Source organism: Ideonella sp. A 288 (genome assembly GCF_002198735.1).
In the GTDB taxonomy this organism is placed as follows: Bacteria; Pseudomonadota; Gammaproteobacteria; order Burkholderiales; family Burkholderiaceae_C; genus Pseudaquabacterium.
This window is the reverse complement of the sequence record NZ_MWLO01000137.1, coordinates 86,609-108,785: the sequence shown is the minus strand read 5'-3', so window position 1 is coordinate 108,785 and position 22,177 is coordinate 86,609. Positions and strand designations below refer to the sequence as shown.

22 protein-coding genes are annotated in these 22,177 nt (G+C 69.1%); 11 read left to right on the top strand and 11 right to left on the bottom strand.

Annotated elements, in window-relative coordinates:
• Positions 1–8: 8 nt before the first annotated feature.
• Complete coding sequence (locus tag EOINJALH_RS20070; protein ID WP_088283332.1) at positions 9–596, bottom strand: hypothetical protein; 588 nt, start codon at positions 594–596, stop codon at positions 9–11.
• Positions 597–852: 256 nt separating this feature from the next.
• Here EOINJALH_RS20070 and EOINJALH_RS20065 point away from each other — a divergent pair, with 256 nt between their 5' ends.
• Complete coding sequence (locus EOINJALH_RS20065; RefSeq protein WP_088283330.1) at positions 853–1,329, top strand: (2Fe-2S)-binding protein; 477 nt, start codon at positions 853–855, stop codon at positions 1,327–1,329.
• A 58-nt stretch (positions 1,330–1,387) separates the two neighbouring features.
• Positions 1,388–3,742, top strand: coding sequence for a xanthine dehydrogenase family protein molybdopterin-binding subunit (locus EOINJALH_RS20060; RefSeq protein WP_088283328.1), 2,355 nt, complete (start codon positions 1,388–1,390; stop codon positions 3,740–3,742).
• 49 nt (positions 3,743–3,791) lie between these two features.
• On the opposite strand, the gene EOINJALH_RS20055 is transcribed toward EOINJALH_RS20060, so the two are convergent.
• From EOINJALH_RS20055 to EOINJALH_RS20035, 5 genes are all read right to left on the bottom strand, one after another.
• Complete coding sequence (locus EOINJALH_RS20055) at positions 3,792–4,961, bottom strand: ABC transporter permease (RefSeq protein WP_088283327.1); 1,170 nt, start codon at positions 4,959–4,961, stop codon at positions 3,792–3,794.
• An 8-nt stretch (positions 4,962–4,969) separates the two neighbouring features.
• On the bottom strand, positions 4,970–6,127 hold the full coding sequence (locus EOINJALH_RS20050; RefSeq protein ID WP_088283325.1) for an ABC transporter permease: 1,158 nt from the start codon (positions 6,125–6,127) through the stop codon (positions 4,970–4,972).
• Positions 6,128–6,291: 164 nt separating this feature from the next.
• The gene (locus EOINJALH_RS20045) at positions 6,292–6,987 is read right to left on the bottom strand and encodes an ABC transporter ATP-binding protein (protein WP_088283323.1); all 696 of its coding nucleotides are present in this window, start codon (positions 6,985–6,987) and stop codon (positions 6,292–6,294) included.
• The gene (locus tag EOINJALH_RS20040; RefSeq protein ID WP_088283683.1) at positions 6,984–8,279 is read right to left on the bottom strand and encodes an efflux RND transporter periplasmic adaptor subunit; all 1,296 of its coding nucleotides are present in this window, start codon (positions 8,277–8,279) and stop codon (positions 6,984–6,986) included. The genes EOINJALH_RS20045 and EOINJALH_RS20040 overlap by 4 nt, the downstream gene beginning before the upstream one ends.
• A gap of 44 nt (positions 8,280–8,323) precedes the next feature.
• Positions 8,324–9,151, bottom strand: a complete 828-nt coding sequence (locus EOINJALH_RS20035; protein WP_088283321.1) for a Rossmann-like domain-containing protein — start codon at positions 9,149–9,151, stop codon at positions 8,324–8,326.
• Positions 9,152–9,265: 114 nt separating this feature from the next.
• Here EOINJALH_RS20035 and htpG point away from each other — a divergent pair, with 114 nt between their 5' ends.
• The gene (gene htpG, locus EOINJALH_RS20030) at positions 9,266–11,152 is read left to right on the top strand and encodes a molecular chaperone HtpG (protein ID WP_088283319.1); all 1,887 of its coding nucleotides are present in this window, start codon (positions 9,266–9,268) and stop codon (positions 11,150–11,152) included.
• A 37-nt stretch (positions 11,153–11,189) separates the two neighbouring features.
• On the opposite strand, the gene EOINJALH_RS20025 is transcribed toward htpG, so the two are convergent.
• From EOINJALH_RS20025 to EOINJALH_RS20015, 3 genes are all read right to left on the bottom strand, one after another.
• Positions 11,190–12,200, bottom strand: coding sequence for a serine/threonine protein kinase (locus tag EOINJALH_RS20025; protein WP_088283681.1), 1,011 nt, complete (start codon positions 12,198–12,200; stop codon positions 11,190–11,192).
• A gap of 61 nt (positions 12,201–12,261) precedes the next feature.
• On the bottom strand, positions 12,262–13,044 hold the full coding sequence (locus EOINJALH_RS20020; RefSeq protein WP_088283317.1) for a DUF2726 domain-containing protein: 783 nt from the start codon (positions 13,042–13,044) through the stop codon (positions 12,262–12,264).
• Positions 13,045–13,215: 171 nt separating this feature from the next.
• On the bottom strand, positions 13,216–13,983 hold the full coding sequence (locus tag EOINJALH_RS20015) for a GNAT family N-acetyltransferase (protein WP_234413950.1): 768 nt from the start codon (positions 13,981–13,983) through the stop codon (positions 13,216–13,218).
• Positions 13,984–14,334: 351 nt separating this feature from the next.
• Between EOINJALH_RS20015 and rplM the strand changes: the two genes are divergently transcribed.
• The 5 genes from rplM to erpA all read left to right on the top strand — a co-directional run bounded on the left by rplM (position 14,335) and on the right by erpA (position 16,832).
• A complete protein-coding gene (rplM, locus tag EOINJALH_RS20010; RefSeq protein ID WP_088283315.1) occupies positions 14,335–14,763 on the top strand; it encodes a 50S ribosomal protein L13 in 429 nt (142 codons plus the stop codon).
• A 9-nt stretch (positions 14,764–14,772) separates the two neighbouring features.
• On the top strand, positions 14,773–15,165 hold the full coding sequence (gene rpsI / locus EOINJALH_RS20005) for a 30S ribosomal protein S9 (protein ID WP_088283677.1): 393 nt from the start codon (positions 14,773–14,775) through the stop codon (positions 15,163–15,165).
• 79 nt (positions 15,166–15,244) lie between these two features.
• Positions 15,245–15,955 (top strand): DUF6776 family protein, encoded by a 711-nt coding sequence (locus EOINJALH_RS20000; RefSeq protein ID WP_088283313.1) that lies wholly within the window; start codon positions 15,245–15,247, stop codon positions 15,953–15,955.
• 37 nt (positions 15,956–15,992) lie between these two features.
• Entirely contained in the window at positions 15,993–16,391 is a 399-nt protein-coding gene (locus tag EOINJALH_RS19995) for a polymer-forming cytoskeletal protein (RefSeq protein ID WP_088283311.1), read from the top strand.
• A 66-nt stretch (positions 16,392–16,457) separates the two neighbouring features.
• On the top strand, positions 16,458–16,832 hold the full coding sequence (gene erpA / locus EOINJALH_RS19990) for an iron-sulfur cluster insertion protein ErpA (RefSeq protein WP_088283308.1): 375 nt from the start codon (positions 16,458–16,460) through the stop codon (positions 16,830–16,832).
• On the opposite strand, the gene EOINJALH_RS19985 is transcribed toward erpA, so the two are convergent.
• Together EOINJALH_RS19985 and EOINJALH_RS19980 are read right to left on the bottom strand one after the other, a co-directional pair.
• Entirely contained in the window at positions 16,833–17,960 is a 1,128-nt protein-coding gene (locus EOINJALH_RS19985; protein WP_088283306.1) for an anhydro-N-acetylmuramic acid kinase, read from the bottom strand.
• 29 nt (positions 17,961–17,989) lie between these two features.
• Entirely contained in the window at positions 17,990–19,540 is a 1,551-nt protein-coding gene (locus EOINJALH_RS19980; protein ID WP_310732323.1) for a peptidoglycan DD-metalloendopeptidase family protein, read from the bottom strand.
• Positions 19,541–19,566: 26 nt separating this feature from the next.
• Between EOINJALH_RS19980 and tyrS the strand changes: the two genes are divergently transcribed.
• Genes tyrS through dtd form a run of 3 tightly spaced genes read left to right on the top strand, consistent with a single transcriptional unit; the run spans position 19,567 to position 22,176 of the window.
• Positions 19,567–20,814 (top strand): tyrosine--tRNA ligase, encoded by a 1,248-nt coding sequence (tyrS, locus tag EOINJALH_RS19975; RefSeq protein WP_088283305.1) that lies wholly within the window; start codon positions 19,567–19,569, stop codon positions 20,812–20,814.
• Positions 20,815–20,848: 34 nt separating this feature from the next.
• Positions 20,849–21,739, top strand: a complete 891-nt coding sequence (locus tag EOINJALH_RS19970; protein WP_088283303.1) for a cation diffusion facilitator family transporter — start codon at positions 20,849–20,851, stop codon at positions 21,737–21,739.
• Positions 21,736–22,176, top strand: a complete 441-nt coding sequence (gene dtd, locus EOINJALH_RS19965) for a D-aminoacyl-tRNA deacylase (protein ID WP_088283300.1) — start codon at positions 21,736–21,738, stop codon at positions 22,174–22,176. Before EOINJALH_RS19970 ends, dtd begins: the two co-directional genes overlap by 4 nt.
• Position 22,177: the final 1 nt, after the last annotated feature.

Sequence of the window (22,177 nt, the reverse complement as noted above, 5' to 3'; positions counted from 1 at the left end):
GGTGCGGGTCAGCCGCCCAGTTCCATGTAGGTCTTGAAGAACGCCAGTGCAGCGGCCCGCTTCAGCGCGTTGGAGTACAAGGCAACGATCTCCAACGCTGTGTAGGGGTAGTTGATGCCGTTGGTGCTGCCCGCATTGAGCAGCGCCACGATCCAGTGCGCCTCGTCGGACGCGGTGGCGTTGGTGAGGCCGCCGGCAAACAGGGTGGCCATCGTCGAGGCGCTGCCCCCTCCGAACACCCCGGCGAACGTGGCCCCGCTGCGCAGGTAGGTGTTGGTGCCGTTGTACACCGACTCCTGCCCGCCACTGAGGGGCCAGCGGCCCGCAGGCTGGTAGTACTGGAACGACTTGCCGCTGCAGGTGGGCAGGCTGCCGGGGTTGGAGCGCACGCCGGATTGCACCCCGGACACCGTGCACAGGTGCTTGTCGGCGGTGATCGACGTGACTGCCAACGCCTTGATCGGAACCGTGGCGGCCAGCACCACGGAGCCCTTGCCCAGACCCTTGAGCAGCATGCGGCGCCGGCTGTCCTGGCTCGGCGACGGGGCCGCCGTGGCGTCGTCGGAGGCCGGGGATCGGTCGGGTGCTTGGCTCATGGCTGACTTTCGGAATACGTGGGCCCCAACGGGCATTCAATGGCCGCTTGCGGGTCAGCGTAACGGCCGGACGGCAGGGTAGCAAAGTTCAGTCCATATTCTCACGCGACAACGCGCCGAGACAAGGCGCGTCGTGCAGTTTTGGCCGCTTCGCCCCTCGAACAAGGGGTCCGTTTCCGGAGGCAGCCCCCCGGTCGCGGGGGTCCTGTGAGGCTCGGCGATAACATGTGCCGAACGCTCGGAGACCCATCGCGCCATGACAACGATCCACTTGAACGTCAACGGGCGACCCGTGGCCTGCCAGGCCGGCCCCGAAGCCCTGCTGATCGAGGTGTTGCGGGGCCCGCTGGGCCTGACCGGCACCCATGCCGGCTGCGACACCACCCAGTGCGGCGCCTGCACGGTGCTGCTGGACGGCGAGGCGGTCAAGAGCTGCAGCGTCCTGGCCGTCCAGGCACAGGGGTGCCGCGTGACCACGGTCGAAGGCCTCGCACGGGACGGCCAGCTGCATCCGGTGCAGCAGGCCTTCATCGACTGCCACGGCCTGCAGTGCGGCTTCTGCACGCCGGGCATGGTGATGACGGCCACCTGCCTGCTGTCGAAGACACCCCGGCCCACCGACGCCCAGATCGTCGATGCGCTCGAGGGCAACCTGTGCCGCTGCACCGGCTACGTCAACATCGTGGCCGCGGTCCGGCAGGCCGCCCAGGCCATCGAAGGCGGTGCGGCATGAGCGCGCCGGGCCGCTCCCCAGCGCGAATCCCGGAGCGCAAAGCGCGGAGGGCAGTCCAATGAGCACGAGCGTCACCGTCGGCCGCTTCGGCAGCGGCCAGGCCGTCAAGCGCATCGAAGACCCGGCGCTGGTGGCCGGCCAGGGACGTTACACCGACGACCTGTCGATGCCCGGCCAGTTGCACATGGCCTTCCTGCGGTCGCCCTACGCCCATGCCGAGATCGGCCCGATCGACACCGAGGCGGCCCAGGCGATGCCGGGCGTCGTGGCTGTCTACACCGGTGCCGACCTCGCCGAGGCCGGCGTGAAGCCGATCCCGGGGCCGGCGTCCTTCGGCCGTCCCGATGGCAGCCCCGGTGCGTCGGCGCCCCGCCGTGCCCTGGCCCACGGGCGCGTGCGCTTCGTCGGCGAGGCGGTGGTGGCCGTGGTGGCCACCAGCCTGGCCCAGGCTCGCGCGGCGGCGGACGCCGTGATGGTGGACTACGACGAACTGCCCGCCGTCGTCGACCCCTTCGACGCGATGACGCCTGGGGCGCCGGTGCTGTGCGACGTGGCGCCCGACAACATCGCTGCGGCGATGCGCCACGGCGACGCCGCGGCCACTGCGGCGGCCTTTGTCCGCGCCGTGCACACCGTGCAGGTCGACGTTGACAACCAGCGCCTGGCGCCCAGCCCGATCGAGCCTCGCTGCGTACTGGCCTGGACCGACGACGACGACGGGCGGCTGATGGTGCGCCTGTCCAGCCAGATGCCCACCGGTGTGCGCAGCTCGCTGGCCGATGCGCTGCCCGAACTCGAGGTCGACGACGTGCGCGTGCTGGTGGGCGACGTCGGCGGCGGCTTCGGCATGAAGACCGGCATCTACCCCGAGGACATCGCGGTGGCGCATGCGGCCCGCGAACTGGGGCGCCCGGTCAAGTGGCGCGCCGAGCGGCTGGAAGAGTTCCTCTCGGCCGTGCACGGCCGGGACGTGCGCAGCCGCGGCGAACTGGCGCTGGACGCCGACGGCCGGGTGCTGGCCCTGCGCGTGCGCGGGGTGGCCAATGTCGGCGCCTACGCCAGCACCACCGGCGTGGCCATCCAGGTGCTCATCGGTCCCTGGGTGCAGACCAGCGTCTACGACATCCCGGCCATCGATTTCGAGTTCACCGCGGTGATGACCAACACCGCCAGCGTCGGCGCCTACCGGGGTGCCGGCCGCCCCGAGGCGATCTACCTGGTCGAGCGGCTGATGGACGCCGCCGCGCGACGCCTGAAGCTGGACCCGGCCGAACTGCGCCGCCGCAACATGCTCCGGCCCGTGCAGATGCCCTACAAGAACCCGATGGGGCAGACCTACGACAGCGGCAGTTTCGAGAAGATCCTCGACCAGGGGCTGGCGCTGGCCGACTGGCAGGGCTACGCCGCCCGCCGCGAGGCCTCGCGCGCGCGGGGGCGCCTGCGCGGCCGCGGCATCGCCACCTTCCTGGAATGGACCGGCGGCAACGCGTTCGAGGAGCGCGTCACCGTCAACGTCACGGCCGATGGCTTCATCGAGCTGGGCTCGGCCACCCAGGCCATGGGACAGGGCATCGCCACCAGCTATGCGCAGCTGGCGGTCGACGTGTTCGACGTGCCGATCGACCGCATCCGGGTGCTGCAGGGCGACACCGACCGCGTCAACGGCTTCGGCAGCGCTGGCTCGCGCTCGCTGTTCACCGGCGGCACGGCGGTCAGCGTCGCCGCGACACGCACGCTCGACAAGGCACGCGACCTGGCCGCCCAGTCGCTGGAAGCACCGGCCGACGACCTGCAGTACCAGGCCGGTCGATTCGTCGTGGCCGGCACCGACCTGGGGGTGGACTTGTTCGAGCTGGCCGGCCAGCAGCCCGAGTCGGTCATCGTCGTCGACAGCACCAGCAGCGTCGGCGGGCCGACCTGGCCCAACGGCTGCCACGTCTGCGAGGTCGAACTCGATCCCGACACCGGCGAGGTGGCGGTGGTGGCCTATGCCTCGGTCAACGACATCGGCCGCGTCATCAGCCCGACCATCGTGCGCGGGCAGATCGAGGGCGGCGCGGTGCAGGGCATCGGCCAGGCACTGTGCGAGCGGGTGGCCTACGACCGCGAGAGCGGCCAGTTGCTCAGCGCCAGCTTCATGGACTACGCGCTGCCGCGGGCCGACGGCTTCCTCGGCTTCAAGACCGTGTTCGACACGTCCATCCCCTGTCGCACCAACGCGCTGGGCGTCAAGGGCGTCGGCGAACTGGGCACCATCGGCGCCACGCCGGCGGTGGTCAATGCGGTGATCGATGCGCTGGATGCCGCCGGGCTGGGCGCGTCGGCCGAGGCGATCCAGATGCCGGTGACGGCCGAGCGGGTGTGGCGCGCACTGCACCTGAAGCAGTTCGACCCGTCGCCGTTCCGCGGATAGGTCAGCTCCCGCCGGGGCGCCGGCCGACCACCTGGCCTGTTCGGGCGGGCTATGCGGCGCGCAGGCAGTCGACGATCTGCAGGCGCGCGGCCCGCCAGGCCGGGATGAAGCCGCCGACCACGCCCATCACGAGCGCGAAGGCCATCGACTGCCACGCGATCTGCGGGGTCAGCACGAAGCGGAAGGCCAGCTCGGCAAAGGTCTGGAAGTTGGTGGTCGACACGTCCACCGCCTGCATCGCGCTGGCCGCGGCCAGGCCCAGCACGCCGCCGATCGACGCCAGCTGCAGCGACTCGGCCATGAAGGCGCCCAGCACAGCGCGGCGCCGGAAGCCCAGTGCCCGCAGCGTGCCGATCTCGCCGGTGCGCGAGGCGACCGCGGCGAACATCGTGATCATCGCGCCCACCACCGCGCCGATCGAGAAGATCACCGCCAGCGACAGGCCCAGGATGTTGATGAAGGTGGCCAGCGCCTCGCTCTGCTCGGCATAGAAGCGGATCTCGGGCTTGGCCTCCAGCGACAGGCGCGGGTCGCCGTCGATCAGGTCGCGCGTGGCGTCGAAGCGCCCGGCGTCGGCCAGCCGGAACACGACGATCGAGTACACGCCACGCCGGAAGGCCTGCAGCATCTGCTCGGCGTCGCCCCAGATCTCGCTGTCGAAGCCGCTGCGGCTGGCGTCGTAGCGGCCGACGATCTGCCAGTCGCGGCCGGCGAAGCGCAGCGAGGCCCCGAGATCGACGCCGGCGAAGCCCTCGGCCGTGGCGCGGCCGACGACGATCTCGGACGTGCCCGGCCGGAACATCCGGCCTTCGACGATCCGCACGCCCGGGCGCAGCTGCAGGCCCCGCTCGGAGGTGCCGCGCACCGTGACGTTGCTCGGCTTGCCGTTGCTGCGCTTGGGCAGGTTGATCAGCACCACCGGCTCGGCGCTGACCAGGGGCCGGCCCAGGCCGTCGGTGGCGATGCCGGGCAAGGTCGACAGCAGGGCCGCCTGGCCGCGTTCGATGCCGCTGTTGATCTCGGCGCCGGCGCCCTTGCGCAGCACCATCACGTTGTCGGGCTGGCCGGTGGCCACCAGGGTGGAGCGGATGCCCTCGCTCATCATCAGCACGGTGGCGAACACATACACCACCAGCGCCATGCCACCGGCCGTCAGCACCGTGGTGACGCGCCGCACCCACAGGTTGCGGGCGATGTAGGCCAGGGGCACGCCGCGCATGGAATGGCTCAGCCGACGTGGCGCAGGCCCGCGACGATGTCGATGCGGCTCATGCGCCAGGCCGGCCAGGCGGCCGCCACGGCGCCCACGCCCAGCGCCGCCAGCAGTTGCAGCGCCATCGTCAGCGTGGACACCTGGAACACCGGGAACAGGGTGCCGGCGGCGCTGCGGAAGGCGCCGGCCAGCGGCCAGGTGAGCAGCAGCCCGGCGACGCCGCCGATGGCCGCGATCAGCAGGCTCTCGCCGAACAGCAGGCGCACCACGAAGCCGGGCGAGAAGCCCAGCGCCTTCAGCGTGGCGTATTCGGCCAGGCGCTCGCGGGCCGTCATCGTCATGGTGTTGGCCATCACCGCCATGATGATCACCACGATGATCAGGCTCACCGCCTGCACCGCCACCAGGATGGCCTCGCTCATCGAGACGAAGCTCAGCTGGAAGGCGGCCTCGGTTTCGGTCATGGTCTCGGCCAGCGAGTTGGCGAAGAGCTTGTCCACCCGCTGGCCGATCAGCGCCGCGTTGGTGGGCTCGTCGATGCCGACGATGTACACGCCCACCTGGTCGGCGCGGCCCTTGAAGCGCTGGCGCAGGCTCTCGTTGATGTAGCCCCAGTGCACCAGCATCTGGCTCTCGTCGGTCTTGGCCTCGGCGCCATCCCAGATGCCGCGCAAGGTGAAGGTCCAGGTGCCGGGGTAGATGGTGCCGCGCAGCGGGATCGCATCGCCGAGCTTCCAGCCGAACTTGTCGGCCAGCTTGCGGCCGACCACCGCGCCCTGGCGGTCGCGCAGGAAGGCCAGCTTCTGCTCGTCGGGGATGCGGTACTCGGGGTACAGCGGCAGGTAGGTGGCGGGGTCGACCGCGAACTGCGGGAAGAAGTTGCGCTCGGTGACGTACACGCCGCCGAACCAGTTGGCCCAGCTCACCTGCCGCACCCCTTCGACGGCGCGCAGGCGCTGGGCGTAGTTGAGTGGCAGCGGGAAGGTCAGCGAGATGTTGCTGCGGGTGATCAACCGGGTGCTGCTGCTGCCCTCGACCCCGGCGTACCAGGCGTCGACGATGGTGCGCAGCAGGCCGAAGGCGCAGATCGCCACCACCAGGCCCACCAGCGTCAGGCCGGTGCGCAGCTTGTGGCGGAAGGCGTTCTTCAGCAGCAGCTTCAGCAGGAACATGGCTCAGAGGCTGAGAGGAATTCGAGCGTGCCCGAGCGACGCCCCCAGACGTGCCCGATCTAGGCGCAAAGCGCAGCCATAGCTCGGGCTATGGCGAGCACTGTAACGACGAGCGGGTGCGTTTGGGGGTGGTGAGCGGGCATGATCGAAAGACTCTCAGCCGCTCAGGCCCCGGCGGCCACGTCGTCCACCAGTACGCCCTTTTCCAGGTGCACCATGCGGCCGGCACGGGCGGCGGCCTTGGGGTCGTGGGTGACCATCACGATGGTCTTGCCCAGTTCGTGCACCAGTTGGTCGAGCAGGCCCAGCACCTCGTCGCCGGTGGTGCGGTCGAGGTCACCGGTGGGCTCGTCGGCGACGATCAGCACCGGGTCGGTGACCAGCGCCCGGGCGATGGCCACGCGCTGCTGCTGTCCGCCGGAGAGCTCGCTCGGGTAGTGGTCGGCGCGGTCTGTCAGGCCCACCAGGTCGAGCACCGCCGCGACGCGCTCGTGCCGCTCGCGCGACGACAGGCCGGTCAGCAGCAGCGGCAGCTCGACGTTGTCGAAGGCCGACAGCACCGGCATCAGGTTGTAGAACTGGAAGATGAAGCCGACGTGGGCGGCCCGCCAGTCGGCCAGCGCGCCTTCACCCAGCCGGGCGATGTCGACGCCGCCGATCTCGATGGTGCCGCGGTCGGGTTTGTCGATGCCGGCGATCAGGTTCAGCAGCGTGCTCTTGCCCGAGCCGCTGGGGCCCATCAGGGCCACGAACTCGCCGACGGCCACGTCGAGGTGGATGTCCTCCAGCACCGGGATCGCCTGGCCGCCGCGCACATAGCCCTTGCGAAGGTTGGCGATGCGGATCAGCGGCGCCGTCATTTCGTCGCCACCGACACCTTGGCGCCGGCCTGCAGCGTGTCGCCCGGGTTCAGCACCAGGCGGTCGCCGGATTTCAGCGCGCTGGAGGTCAGTTCCTGCAGGTCGCCGATGCGCCGGCCGGGCGTCACCGGCACGGCCTCCACGATGTCGCCGACCACGCGGAACACCAGCTTCGCGCCGCCCCGCTCGACGATGGCCTTGGGCTGCACCGCGATCACCGCCTTCTGGTCGTCGGCGGTGGCCGGCTTCGACAGGAAGCTGACCTTGGCGCTCATCTCCGGCAGGATGCGCGGGTCGAGCACTTCGAAGCGGATCTTCGTCATCACCGTGGCCTTGGCCCGGTCCACCGTGGGCACGATGCGGGCGACGCTGCCGCGCAGGCGCATGTCGGGCAGTGCGTCGAGCGTGATCTCCACCGGCTGGTCGACCTTGACCTGGGCGACGTTGCTCTCCGACACGTCGGCCTCGACCTCCAGCGTGCCCATGTCGGCCATCGTGACCACCGCGCCCGAGGTGCCGCTGGCGCTGGAGAACGGCGTGATCATGTCGCCGACGTTGGCGTTCTTGACCAGCACCACGCCGTCGAACGGGGCGCGGATCTCGGTGTTGCCCTGGGCCACCTGCTGCACCCGCACCTGCGCGCGGCTCTGGCCCAGCGCCGCCTGGGCGGTGCCGATGGCGGCCTGCTGCGTGGCCAGCGCCGAGCGCGCCACGTCCACCCGCCGCCGCGCGCCGTCCACCGCCTGCGGCGAGACGAAGCCCTGGGCCTGCAGCGCCTGCTGGCGCTCGAGTTCGACCTCGGCGTTGGCCAGTTCGGCCCGGGCCTGCCCCACCGCCGCCTCGGCCTGCACCTTGGCCGCCTGCGCCTGCAGCACACCCACTTCGGCCGAGGCCAGGCTGGCTTGCACGTCGGCGGCGTCGAGTCGGCCGATCAGGTCGCCCTGCTTGACCACGCTGCCTTCGCGCACCCGCAGCTCGATCAGCCGGCCGGTGCCCTTGGAGGCCACGGCGGCGCGGCGCTGTGCCACCACGTAGCCCGAGGCCGTGAGCGCGGCATAGGCCTGCGACGGGTAGGCCACCACCACCGAGCCCACCTGCACCGCCACCGGCCGCGGTGCCAGTGCCGCCACGCCAGCGCCGAGCAACAGCACGCCGCCGACCACCCAGGGCCACCAGCGCCGCCGCCGCCTCAGCGAGGGGGCGGCGCTGCGGTCGATCGTCAGGCGGCTGAGTCGGGACGGGGCGGGGGCGCCGGCATCGGCCGTGGGCGCGCGGTCATCGGAGGAAGCCATGCCAGCGAGCATGCCATGGATGCGGCGCCCGATCGGCGCGACGGTCAATTCGCCGGCCGCGCCCCCTGACGAGGGACCTGAGCGGCCGTCCACAGCGTCTTGCGGGCGCAGCCGCCCCAGGGCTCGCCACGGGTGAGCGCTGCCACGAAACCGGGCCGGTCGACGATCCACGCGCCGCCGACGGCCGTGACGCCCCGGGCGAACAGAGCCTCGGGCAGGCAACCGGCGCCGGGGCCGATCATCGCCACCTGGCGTGCCCGGGAGCACGCCGCCAGGATGGCGTCGAGCGTGTCGTTCAACAGCACCGTGCTGGTCGTCAGCACCTTGTCGCAATCGGCCAGGGCGGCCGGGTCCAGGCTCACGGTGAAATCCGCCCGCGCGCCGGCCAGGTCTTCGCGCAGTTCCAGCACCGTCAGGCGGGCGCCGCAGGCCGTCACCCGGCGCACCAGCGGCGGGAACAGGCCCACCATGCCGATGTGCTCGCCCGGCTGCGGGTCGAGCCCGCCGATGGCGTCGGTGGCGTCCGGCGGCACCCGGCCGGCGCGGTCGAGCAGGTGGCGGCTGAGCGCATTCACCGCCGCAAAGCCCAGCGCCCGCTCGGCGCCACGGCCGTCGCGCCAGCGGCCGGCCAGTTCGAGGGCGTCGGCCCCGACCACCTGCCGATCCGAGCCGGCGCTGGCCAAGCGCGCCAGCGTGTCGTCCAGCAGCACGTAGCTCAGGCCCAGCGAGCCGTCGTCCAGTTCGATGGCGCAGAACTCACCGTCCTTGGTGCCGTTCCACGGCCTGGGCGGCAGGTGCAGCGCGCGCACGCGCGGCGCCGGCCCGGCGAGGCCGTCCTTCAGTTGCGCCAGCAGGTCGTCGGCCAGGGTCATGGCGGACGATCATGCCGCATCGGGCCTTGAAAGCGCCACGCCGGCCCCAAAATGCCGCCCGCGCGTCCGAGGAGTTCCGAGGGACGCTTCCGCACCCCTTCCAAGATCGACACCATGACCAAACAGACGCACGCCTTCCAGGCCGAGGTCAAGCAGATCCTGCACCTCGTCACCCATTCGCTCTACTCCAACAAGGAGATCTTCCTGCGCGAGCTGGTCTCCAACGCGTCCGACGCCTGCGACAAGCTGCGTTTCGAGGCGCTGGACAACGCCGCGCTGTACGAGGACGCGCCCAACCTCGAAGTGCGCGTGTTCTTCGACACCGAGGCCAAGACCCTGACCATCCGCGACAACGGCATCGGCATGAGCGCCGACGAGGCCGCCTCGCACCTGGGCACCATCGCCAAGAGCGGCACCCGCGAATTCGTCGCCCGGCTCGAAGGCGAGCAGAAGAAGGACGCCAACCTGATCGGCCAGTTCGGCGTGGGCTTCTATTCCGGCTTCATCGTCGCCGACCGCATCACGGTGGAATGCCGCCGAGCCGGCCTGCCCGCCGACCAGGGCGTGCGCTGGTCGAGCGAGGGCACCGGCGAGTACGAACTGGAGACCATCGACCGCACCACCCGCGGCACCGACGTCATCCTGCACCTGCGCGACGAGGAGGCCGACGAGTTCCTCAAGACCTGGAAGCTCAAGTCGGTCATCGGCAAGTACTCCGACCACATCTCGCTGCCCATCCTGATGAAGAAGGAAAGCTGGGACGACGAGAAGAAGGAGCAGGTCGTCACCGACGAATGGGAAACGGTGAACAAGGCCGCCGCGCTGTGGACACGCAGCAAGAGCGACATCACCGACGCCGAGTACCAGGCCTTCTACCAGCAGATCAGCTACGACACCCAGCCGCCGCTGGCCTACACGCACAACCGCGTCGAGGGCCGCAGCGAGTACACGCAGCTGCTGTTCGTGCCGGCCAAGGCGCCGTTCGACCTGTGGAACCGCGACAAGCGCGGCGGCGTCAAGCTGTACGTCAAGCGCGTCTTCATCATGGACGACGCCGAGGCGCTGATGCCGGTGTACCTGCGCTTCGTCAAGGGCGTGATCGACTCGGCCGACCTGCCGCTGAACGTCAGCCGCGAGCTGCTGCAGGAAAGCCGCGACGTCAAGGCCATCCGCGAGGGCAGCACCAAGCGCGTGCTGGGCATGCTGGAGTCGCTGGCCGACAGCGAGAGCGCCGAGGACAAGGCCAAGTACCAGGCCTTCTGGAACGAGTTCGGCGCGGTGCTGAAGGAAGGCATCGGCGAAGACTTCGCCAACCGCGAGCGCCTGGCCAAGCTGTTCCGCTTTGCGTCCACCCACGCCGACGAGGGCGTGTCCTTCGCCGACTACGTGTCGCGCATGAAGGAAGGCCAGGAGGCCATCTACGTCATCACCGCCGATTCGCTCACGGCCGCCAAGTCCAGCCCGCAGCTCGAGATCTTCCGCAAGAAGGGCATCGAGGTGCTGCTGCTGGTCGACCGTGTGGACGAATGGCTGCTGAGCCACCTGTACGAGTTCGAAGGCAAGCCGCTGCAGAGCGTGGCCAAGGGCGCGGTCGATCTCGGCACGCTGCAGGACGAGGAAGAGAAGAAACAGGCCGAGGCGGTGGCCGAGGCCTTCAAGCCGACGCTCGACAAGCTGAAGGACGCGCTGAAGGACCGCGCCAAGGACGTGCGGGTGACCACCCGCCTGGTCGACTCGCCCGCCTGCCTGGTGGTGGAAGAGGGCGACATGAGCTCGCACCTGGCCCGCATGCTGAAACAGTCGGGCCAGAGCGCGCCGAAGTCGCAGCCCATCCTCGAAGTCAACGCCGAGCACGCGCTGGTCAAGCGCATGGCGGCGGACGAGGGGCGCTTCGACGATCTGGCGAACATCCTGTTCGACCAGGCCATGCTTGCCGAGGGCGGTCAGCTGGACGATCCGGCGGCCTACGTGGCGCGGGTGACCCGCCTGCTGGCGGCCTGAGCCGGCTGGCGGCCCGGCCCCGCGCGGGCCGCTGTGCTCAGTCCGGCAGCGGCAGCTCGAGCGGCGGCTCGGCCATCGCGTCGACCTGCTCTCTCAGTTGCATGGTCTGCTGGCCCCAGTAGCCCGGCGTGCCGAACCACGGAAAGGCGGCCGGGAAGGCCGGGTCCGTCCAGCGCTCGGCCAGCCAGGCCGAGTGGTGGATCATGCGCAGGGTGCGCAGTGGTTCGATCAGCGCCAGTTCGCGCCGGTCGAAGGCCTTGAACGCGACATAGCCCGCCAGCACGGTGGCCATCTGCGCGGCCATCGCCTCACGGCCGCCGGACAGCAGCATCCACAGGTCCTGCACCGCGGGGCCGTTGCAGGCGTCGTCCAGGTCCACCACGTGCGGGCCTTCGTCGCGCCAGAGGATGTTGCCCGGATGGCAGTCGCCATGCAGCCGCAGCGCGGTTGGCCGAATCGCCGCGAAGGCCGCGTCGACCGCTTTCAATGCGTCATGGCAGGCATCCAGCCAGCCCGGGGCTTGCGCGGGCGGGAGCAGGTCCATCGCCAGGATGCGGTCGCGCGCGCCGTGGCCGAATGTCTGCGCATCCATCGTCCGGCGAGTCTCGAACGGGCGGCGCGCGCCCACGGCGTGCAGCCGCCCGATGAAGCGCCCGAGCCAGGCCAGGGTGCCGTCTTGTTCGAGTTCGGGTCCGTGGCCGGCGCGTCGCGGGTAGACGGCGTGCCGGAAGGGCTGCCCGTCGATCGTGACGTGGGCCAGCGTCGAGCCGCCGGGCAGCACGATGGGGGCGACCACCGGCACCTCGGCCTCGGCCAGCTCGAGCGAGAACGCGTGCTCTTCGAGGATCTGATCGTCGGTCCAGCGGCCCGGCCGGTAGAACTTGGAGACGATGGTGCCGCCGTCCTCCAGTTGCACCTGGAACACCCGGTTCTCGTATGAGTTGAGCTGCAGCAGCCGGCCGTCGCCGCGCACGCCAACGGCGTCGAGTGCGTCCAGCAGGGCCTGCGGGTTCAGGCGATCGAAGGGGTGTTCGTGGGCAGCAGGCATCGCCCATTGTCGGCGCATCACCCCCGGGGCCTACCCTGGCGGCCGACCGATGGGCGCAGGTTCAGTGGCGCGTCGGTGTCGTCGGCGCGCGCATGGCGCCCGGCGTTCGCGCGACGCCCGCTGCGGGTTCGGCCGCAGGCAGGAGCGAGTCGACGCCGGGCGGCACGGTGTCCAGCGCACCCGACTCGCTGTTGCCGGCCTCGCGCCGGCTGTCCGCGGCGAAGAACGAATCGTTGAAGAACCCGGAGTCCTGCCACAGCGTGGTGCGCTCCCGACGCCGCGACGCCACGGCGGTCGACAGGGTGTTCTGGGCCTCGTAGATGGCAGGTGCCGGCTGCGGCCCGCGCGACGCGGCCGCGCTCTGCGGCACCAGCATCTGCAGTTCGGGAATCGACGGCAGGTGGTCGATCGGGCAGCGCAGGTAGCGCACGCGGCAGGCGCTGAGCACGGCCTGCTTGATCTGTCCGACACGGTTCAGCCCGCCGCGTTCGTTGGACAGGTCGACCGCGGCCAGCACGCGGCCATTGGCACTGCACACGGCGAACGTGACGTGGATGCCGCCCAGCAGGTCGTACCAGTAGCGCACCTGCTGCGGGTCGTTCGGCTGGCAGAACCGGACCAGCGGCAACTTGGACAGCACGATGTGGTGCGGCAGTGCCTCGCGCAGTTGGCGGTACACGCGGCGCTCGTCGTTGCTGAAGACGGGCCGCGCCGTCAGGGCCCACTCGGTGGGCAGCGGACGGGCTGCGCCCGGCCGGCGCGGACGCAGCGCCAACCACACCAACGCCGGCGCCATCACGGCCACCGCGACGAGGGCAATGATCCACGGAAGGGTCTGTTGCATCGATGGGCCAGGCGGAGACGACACGCCGTGGAGTCGATCCACGACCTGCCAGTGAATGGGAGCAACTGATATTACCCCGCAGGACCTCACTGCGCCGCGCGGTCACGGCGCAGGCAGGCCTCCGTGTCAGGGGGCTTTCCCTCGGATGAGGGATGAGACCCGATCGGGCGCTCAGTCGCGGTCGACTCGGGCCGTCGATCGAACGCCGGAACGCACCTCGGCAATGGCATCGACCATCGCACCAACGATCTGGGAGTGCTGCTTCAGGCGGTAGTCCAGGGCTGCGGCGCCCTCGGCCACCACCTGCTCGAAGTGCGAGGCCATGGTCTCGGGGGGCAGCTTGAGGTAGGCCTCCGACTCGGGCCCGTCGCGTTCGACCGTCGCCCCGGCGCGCCGGGCAATGCGCAACATGGCCGCGTTCTCACTGAGGGCATGGATGAAGATCGTTCCGAAACCCCGGTTGCGGGCGTGCAGCATGGCGTGCTCGAACAATTTGCCGCCGTAACCACGGCCACGCAGTCGCCCGACCACCGAGCCACCGAACTCTGCCGCGCCCACCGCGCCGGCAGGCCCCGCGGGCAGTTTTGCCACGTCGCGCGCCGGGCAAGCCAGGTGGGCGAGGGCGACGATTTCCAGTCGCCGATTGAACACACCAAAGATCTCGTCGCGATCGAAGTCCAGGCTGTCGACGTAGCGGGCCAAGTGTTCGTCGTTGGCCTGGTAGCCGAAGCGCAGGTAGCGGTCCCGGTCCGAGAGCGCGTGGAGATGGTCCAGAATCCGGTCCCGGTGCGCGGGGGCCAGCGAGCGGATGGGAATCCAGGGCAGGCGCTGTACGGCTTCAGCGGTCGTGCCGGCGCCGGCGGCCGGGCTGCTGTGTCCGACGACGGGGCCATTGGCGCGGTCGTCGGCCGTCAGCGCGGGGTTCGGTGTGTTCGGCATGGCCTCATCCGTGTTGCGGGAAAACCCTTATACACGATCTCGGCGCAGGCGTATGTGGGTTGGCGAAGGGTGAGGTTGTTGCGGCTGCAGGGTTGAGGCTATACTCCTCGGCTGCCCGAATGATGGCCGGGCAGGCTGTGAGCGCCCATGTGGGGCTTGCAGGTCGCTGGTGCAGTTCATGGGGCAGCAATGCTCTCGAGGGGCTGCGGGATCTCGATCTTGCCGAAAATGCCGAGAGGCTGCCCTGATAAGCAGTTCCGAGGCGGTCGGTCACGAGCGGCCAGCCATCTTGTCATGCGTTTCCTGTGCGGCAGAGTCGATGTCGGGGAACGCACCAACACAGAAGCACTCATGAAGACCTTCAGCGCCAAGCCGGCCGAGGTGAAGCACGAGTGGTTTGTGCTCGATGCCACCGATAAGGTGCTCGGACGTGTCGCCAGCGAAGTGGCACTCCGTTTGCGCGGCAAGCACAAGGCCATTTACACGCCTCACGTCGACACCGGTGATTTCATCATCGTCCTCAATGCCGAGAAGCTCCGTGTCACGGGCAACAAGGCCGAGCAAAAGGTGTACTACCGCCACTCCGGCTATCCGGGCGGCATCTACGGCACCAAGTTCAAGGACATGCAAGCCAAGCACCCCGGCCGCGCGCTGGAGAAGGCCGTGAAGGGCATGCTGCCCAAGGGCCCGCTCGGCTACGCGATGATCAAGAAGCTGAAGGTGTATGCCGGGAATTCGCACCCGCACACCGCCCAGCAGCCCAAGGCGCTGGAACTTTAAGGAGCGGTGATGATCGGCAATTGGAACTATGGCACCGGCCGCCGCAAGTCGTCGGTGGCACGCGTCTTCATCAAGAAGGGCGAAGGCCTGATCGTGGTGAACGGCAAGCCCGTCGACCAGTATTTCGGTCGGCAGACCTCGATCATGATCGTCAAGCAGCCGCTGCTGCTGACGAACAATGAAATGACGTTCGACATCAAGGTGAACGTGAACGGCGGTGGCGAATCCGGGCAGGCCGGTGCGGTCCGCCACGGCATCACCCGCGCCCTGATCGACTACGACGCAACGCTCAAGCCCGACCTGAGCCACGCCGGCTTCGTCACGCGTGACGCGCGTGAGGTCGAGCGCAAGAAGGTCGGTCTGCACGGCGCCCGCCGTCGGAAGCAGTTCAGCAAGCGCTGATCTGCACCCCGGGGCGACCCCGGCTCGATGCTGGAACCCAGGGCCGCTCGATGCGGCCCTTTTCATTTCTGTACCGACCATGCGCTGGAAACTGCTGCGCAGACGCCTGTCGATCAGTGCCCCGCGCGTCATCGTGCGGCGGCATCTGCCGTGGCCTCTGCGTTGGGCGGCCGTCGCGGTGGTGCTGGGGTTCTCCGGTGCGATCGCGCTGTGGGCGTTCGAACTGGGCAAGGACCTGGCCGGTCTCGACCATGATGCCAAGGACGAACTGGCGCGCCTGCGCATCGAGGTGGCGCAGTTGCGCGAGGCCCGCGACAAGGCCCAATCGCTGGCCGACACCGCGGGCAGTGTGCTGAAGGCCGAGCGCACCGCGCAGGACCGCTTGATGCAGCAGGTGCGCCAGCTCGAGGCGGGCAACCAGGCACTGCGCGCCGACCTCGGATTCTTCGAGCGCCTGTTGCCGGCCACGGGCGGCGACGGCCTGTCGATCCGGTCGCTGCAGGCCATTCCCCAGGCGCCGGGTCAGTTGCGTTTTCAGTTGCTGGTGATGCAGGGTGGCAAGAGCCCCGCCGAATTCAAGGGGCGCTTCGACCTGGTGCTCGGCGGCATGCTGGAAGGCCGCCCCTGGACACTCCTGGCAACGACGGGCGGAACTTCATTGGTGCTGACCCAGTACGCGCGCAGCGAAGGGCTCGTCGAGTACCCTGCTGCGGCTGTGGTAAAAACGGTACAGGTGAGGATCGTCGACGACGCTGGCGCCATGCGCGCCTCGCACACCCTGAGGCTGTGACGCAAAGGCGCTTGGCGTTTGACATGAAGGATGACCGATGTGGTTCAAGCGCAAGGCACAGCCGCCGATCCGCTCGTTGATCGGCGAGGGCACGCGCCTCCAGGGCAACCTGAACTTCACCGATGGCCTGCGCATCGACGGTGAAGTCGACGGCGACATCGTTGCCTTGGGTGATGCGCCGAACTTGCTGGTGATCAGCGAAAAAGCCCGGGTCCATGGCAAGGTCAAGGCCGGGCATGTGATCATCAACGGAGAAGTGCTCGGCCCGGTTGAATCGACCGAGTTGCTGGAGTTGCAGCCGAAGGCCCGCGTCACGGGGCAAGTCAACTATCTGCTCTTGGAGATGCATGTCGGCGCAAGGGTCGAAGGGGATCTTCGGCCGGGCAGGACGGATGATCGTCCCGTGCTCACGCTGGCATCGTCGAAATCCGCCTGATCGAAGGCCTTGCGGCTGCGCCAGTCCCACCCCATATTCCGTCAAGATTTTTCTGGAGCCCACCCCATGAATGCAGTTGCAGAGTCTCTCGCCGCCGATCCGATCGCCATGCCGTCGCCCCTGGTGTTCACCGACAGTGCCGCGGCCAAGGTGGCCGATCTGGTGGCCGAAGAGGGCAATCCCGACCTCAAGTTGCGCGTGTTCGTGCAGGGCGGCGGGTGTTCGGGCTTCCAGTACGGATTCACCTTCGACGAGGTCGTGAACGACGACGACACGCAGATGACCAAGCACGGCGTCACGCTGCTGATCGATGCCATGAGCCTGCAGTACCTCGTCGGTGCGGAGATCGACTACAAGGAAGACCTGCAGGGTGCGCAGTTCGTGATCAAGAACCCCAACGCCACCACGACCTGTGGTTGCGGATCGAGTTTCTCAGCCTGATCAACCGGCTGGGTGCAGGGCACCCAGCACGCGAGAGCCGGCCGCGCCGGTGACCTCCGGTCGATTGCCGGGCAGGTGCTCGACCCGCACGTACGCGAGCCACGCAAACGCAGCTGCCTCCACCTGCAGCGGCGGGAGGCCGACGGCCGACGTCGAGACGACCTCGCATCGCGCGAGGTGAGCCTGGATTCGTCGCATCAGGTGGGCGTTGAGCGCGCCACCCCCACAGACCATCAAGCGCGTCGTCGCCGGGGCGGTGGCTTGCAGTGCCAGGCAGGCGGCCCGAGCAGTGAGTTCGGTCAAGGTGGCCTGGACAGCCTCAGGGGCCAGGTCGCCCGCCGGGGCCACCTTTGACAGCATGGCGTCGAGCCACGGCGGATTGAACAGATCACGCCCTGTGCTCTTCGGTGGTGGCTTGGCGAAGTAGGGCTCGGCGAGCATCTGCTCGAGCAGGCTGTCATGGACCTGCCCGCTGGCAGCCCAGGTGCCCTCGGCGTCGAAGCCGGCGCCTGTGTGTCGCGCGCACCAGTGGTCCATCAAGGCGTTGCCCGGTCCACAGTCGAAGCCGCCGACACCGCCATCGGCCCGCAGCAGGCTGAGGTTGGCAATGCCGCCGACATTGAGCACGGCCTGATCCTGGCCCGGCCGGAACCAGCACGCGGCGTGGAAGGCGGGCACCAGGGGTGCGCCCTGGCCCCCTGCCGCGACGTCACGACTGCGGAAATCGCAGGCCACGTCGATGCCGGATCGCTCGGCAAGCGCCGCACCGTTGAGCAACTGGATCGTGTAGCCGCACCGGTCGAACTCACCGGGACGGTGGCGCACTGTCTGGCCATGTGCGCCGATGGCCCGCACATCGGCAGGTGCCACGTTGGCGGCGGCCAGCAGGCGGTGCACCGAGTCGGCGTACCAGTCGGCGAGCGCGTTGGCGGCCAGGGCTGCGCGGTGCAGTTCGTTGGCGCCAGGCGCATTCAGGTCCATCAGCGCCTGCCGCAGCGCTGGCGGCATGGCCCCGTGATCGTGGCCCAGGACCTGCACTGGCAGGGCGCCTTCTCCGGGGATGCGCACGAGCACGCTGTCCACGCCATCCATCGAGGTGCCGGACATCTGTCCGACGTACAACGCCATCGTGGCGAACCGTGATGCGAGGGCGGGGCTTACTCGCTGTCGGCGCGGGCGCCCCGCGTCGACCCTGCGGTGTCCAGGCCGGCCTGCGCTGACGCCGCCAGGATCTGGAAGCGAGCCCTGGAACTGGCCTCGACGGCGACCGTCTCGGCCTGCCTTGCGATGGTCAACGGGTCCTGGAATTGGCCACCCACACGCAGCTCGAAGTGCAGGTGAGGCCCGGTGGCCCAACCCGTGGCACCGACCTGGCCGATCGATTGGCCTTGGCTGACGCGCTGGCCCTGGCGGACGTCGATGCGGCTGAGGTGCGCATAGACGGTGGATTTGTCGCCGCCGTGTTTGAGGGTGATGACGTTGCCGTAGCCGTTCTGCCAGCCGGCTTTCTCGACGACGCCGTCGCCCACGGCGTTGACCGGAGTTCCGGTCGGCGCGGCGTAGTCGACGCCGTTGTGGGCACGCCAAGTCTGCATGATGGGGTGCAGGCGCTGCGCAAAGCCCGAGGTCATGCGAGAAAATGCCACGGGGCTGGCCAGAAAGCCGCGGCGCTTGCTGCGGCCATCGAAGCCGAAATAGGCGCCCTTGCCGGTGGCCGGGTCGGTGAACCAGACGGCTTGCGAGCTGCGTCCGGCGTGCGTGAACTCGGCGGCCAGCACGCGGCCGATGCCTTCGTTCCAGCTGATCGGGTGACCATCGGCCAGCAGCGATTCGAACATCACATTGAAGCTGTCGCCCTTGCGGAGCTCACGGTGAAAGTCGATCTCGGTCGCGAAGATTTCGAGCATCTGCGCCGCGATGCCGTCGGGCAGACCGGCATCGTCGATGGCGGCGAACAGGCTGCTGCGGACGGTGCCGCTGCCCATGCGCACCTGAGCCATCAGAGGTGCGGTATCGATCTGGCTGACAAAGCGGCCGTTGGCACGCTGCAGGCTGAGGCGGGTGAAGTGGGTGAGCTGTTGGGCGTCGTCCTGGGCCGGATAGCGTGCGATCAGTTCGACCAAGGTGCCATCGGGCAGGGTGCGGGCCTGAACCATCTTGCCGGCGCGGCCCTCGATCAGTCGCCGCGCCCACCGGTCTGTGCGGATGTATGCCGCCGCGGCAGGGTCGGACACGCCGAGTCGGCGCAGCAGGTTGTCGGCGGTGTCGCTGCCGCGGGTGAGATCGGACCGCCACAGTTGCAGGTCGTGGAACGCGAGGTCTTCGGCCTGCCGCTCGAGGTCGGACGGCACCACGGCCTCGGAAACAAGGCGCTGGGGCAGGTCGGCAGCATCCGGCGCCATCGGCGCAATGCCAAAGGCCGCCACTGCGAAGCCGCCGAGTGCCGTCAGCAGCACGGCGGACAGTCGCCGCGGGTGACGGCGAACCAGTGAATGCAGGCTCGCCAACGGCCGCAGTGCCAACTGAGTGATCGAGTCCAACGAAATGAATCCTCTCGGGGCCGGGACGGGTGCCGACCGGGGAGACTGCGGAGGGCGTCCTCTAGAATCTCTGATTCTGTGAAGCGTGCGGTGCTTTCGAAGACAAGCACGCGCCCGCCCCAGTCCGCAGGCGAGTCGCGAGTATAGCCGCGACCTACCGCCTGGCACCCTGCGAAAAGCACCAACTTCTGCCCATGTCGACCCCTCCGAACGCCGCCCCCGACGGCACACATCCGGTCACCGAACGCGTCCAGGAGGCGCTGGAGATTTCGCTGCGCGGCTGTGACGAACTGCTGCCTCAGGGCGACTGGGTGCGCAAGCTGGCCCGCGCCGAGGCGACCGGCACGCCCCTGCGAATCAAGCTCGGGCTCGATCCGACAGCCCCCGATCTGCACCTGGGCCACACGGTGGTGTTGAACAAGATGCGGCAGTTGCAGGACCTGGGGCACCAGGTGATCTTCCTGGTGGGGGATTTCACCTCGATGATCGGTGACCCGTCGGGGCGCAACACCACCCGTCCGCCGTTGACGCGCGAGCAGATCGAGGCGAATGCCCAGACCTACTACGCGCAGGCCAGCCTGGTGCTCGACCCCGACAAGACCGAGATCCGCTACAACAGCGAGTGGAGCGACCCGCTCGGCGCCCGCGGCATGATCCAACTGGCCGCCCGCTACACGGTGGCGCGCATGATGGAGCGCGACGATTTCAAGAAGCGATTCGAATCGAACACGCCGATCAGCGTTCACGAGTTCCTCTATCCGTTGATGCAAGGCTACGACTCGGTGGCGCTCAAGAGCGATCTTGAACTCGGCGGCACCGACCAGAAGTTCAACCTGCTGGTCGGCCGTGCGCTGCAACAGGAGTACGGTCAGGAACCACAGTGCATCCTGACCATGCCCCTGCTCGAAGGGCTGGACGGCGTGGACAAGATGTCCAAGAGCAAGAACAACTACATCGGCCTCACCGAGTCGGCCAACCTGATGTTCGCCAAGACGCTGTCCGTCAGCGACGACCTGATGTGGCGCTGGTTCACGCTGCTGAGCTTCCGGCCGCTGGCCGAGATCGAGGCCTTGCGCACCGAGGTGTCCGGCGGGCGCAACCCGAAGGAGGCCAAGGTGATGCTGGCGCGCGAGTTGGTCACGCGATTCCACAGTGTCGCGGCCGCCGATGCGGCCGAGCAGGACTTCGCCAACCGAGCCCGTGGCGGGGTGCCCGACCAGATCGACGAGGTGCGGCTCGGCGGTGCACCGCTGGCGATCGGCGCCCTGCTCAAGCAAGCGGGGCTGGTGCCCTCGACCAGCGAGGCCCTGCGCATGATCGAACAGGGCGGCGTGCGCCTGGATGGTGCGGTGGTCAGCGACAAGGCGCTGAAGGTGCCGGCCGGCACGGTGGTGGTGCAGGTGGGCAAGCGCAAGTTCGCGCGCGTGACGATCGACGTCTGAGACTCCCGGCCGGCCACTGCCTTCTCTCCTCCCGATGCAGGTCAGCTCCTACCTCAAGCTGTCGATCGCGGTGGCCGTGGCCACCATTGCGCTGAAAACCGGGGCCTGGTGGCTGACGGGCTCGGTCGGGCTGTTGTCGGACGCGCTGGAGTCGCTGGTCAACTTGGCCGGCGCCACGTTCGCCCTGGCGATGGTCACGGTGGCCGCCCAGCCACCCGACGACGACCACCCCTACGGGCACCACAAGGCCGAGTACTTCTCGAGCGGCTTCGAGGGTGTGCTCATCCTCGTGGCCGCCATCGCCATCATGTGGGCGGCCGCCAGCCGTCTGGCAGCGCCGCAACCGCTCGAATCGCTGGGACTGGGCCTGCTGCTGTCGGTGATCAGCTCCGTGCTCAACGGTGCCCTGGCCTGGGCCATGCTGCGCAAGGCGCGCGAGCACCGCTCGATGGCACTGGAGGCCGATGCCCGCCACCTGTTCACCGATGTGTGGACCTCGGCCGGTGTCGTGGTCGGGCTGGGGGCGGTGCACTGGACCGGCTGGCTGTGGCTGGATCCGGTGATCGCCATCCTGCTCGGCCTGAACATCGCGCGCGAAGGCGTCCACCTGGTGTGGCGCTCTGCCGATGGCCTGATGGACCAGGCCGTCGAACCCGAGACCCGGGCCGAGATCGACCGGGTCCTCGCGAGTTTCGACCATGCCACGATCCGCTTCGACCATGTCACCACGCGCCGGGCGGGACAGCGCCGCTATGTCGACCTGCACATGCACATGCCGGCGGCCTGGTCATTGGGTCGCTCGGCGGCTTTGCGGGTGTCGGTGGAACAAGCCCTGATGAGTGCGGTGCCTGGACTGCGCGCGACGATCCAGTTGCTGCCGATGGACATGGAGGCGCACTTCGACGACCCGAAGGATCCCCTGTGATCGGGCTGGTTCAGCGCGTGTCGGAAGCCAGGGTCACCGTGGACGGAGCTGTGCTCGGCGAGATCGGCCATGGCCTGCTGGTGCTGGTGTGTGCCGAGCCGGCGGACACGCCCGCGCACGCGGCCAGGATGGTGGACAAGCTGCTCAAGCTGCGCATCTTTTCAGACGACGCCGGCAAGATGAACCGCAGCGTGGTCGACGTGGCGGGCGGCCTGCTCATCGTCAGCCAGTTCACCCTGGCGGCCGATGTGAGCGGCGGCAACCGGCCGAGCTTCACGGCGGCCGCCGGACCGGACCTGGGGCGCCAGCTCTATGAGCGTGTGCTCGCGCTGGCCCGCGAGCGGCATCCCGTGGTGGCCTGCGGCGTGTTCGGCGCCGACATGCGGGTCGCGCTGGTCAACGACGGGCCGGTGACGATTCCCTTGCGCATCACCTGAG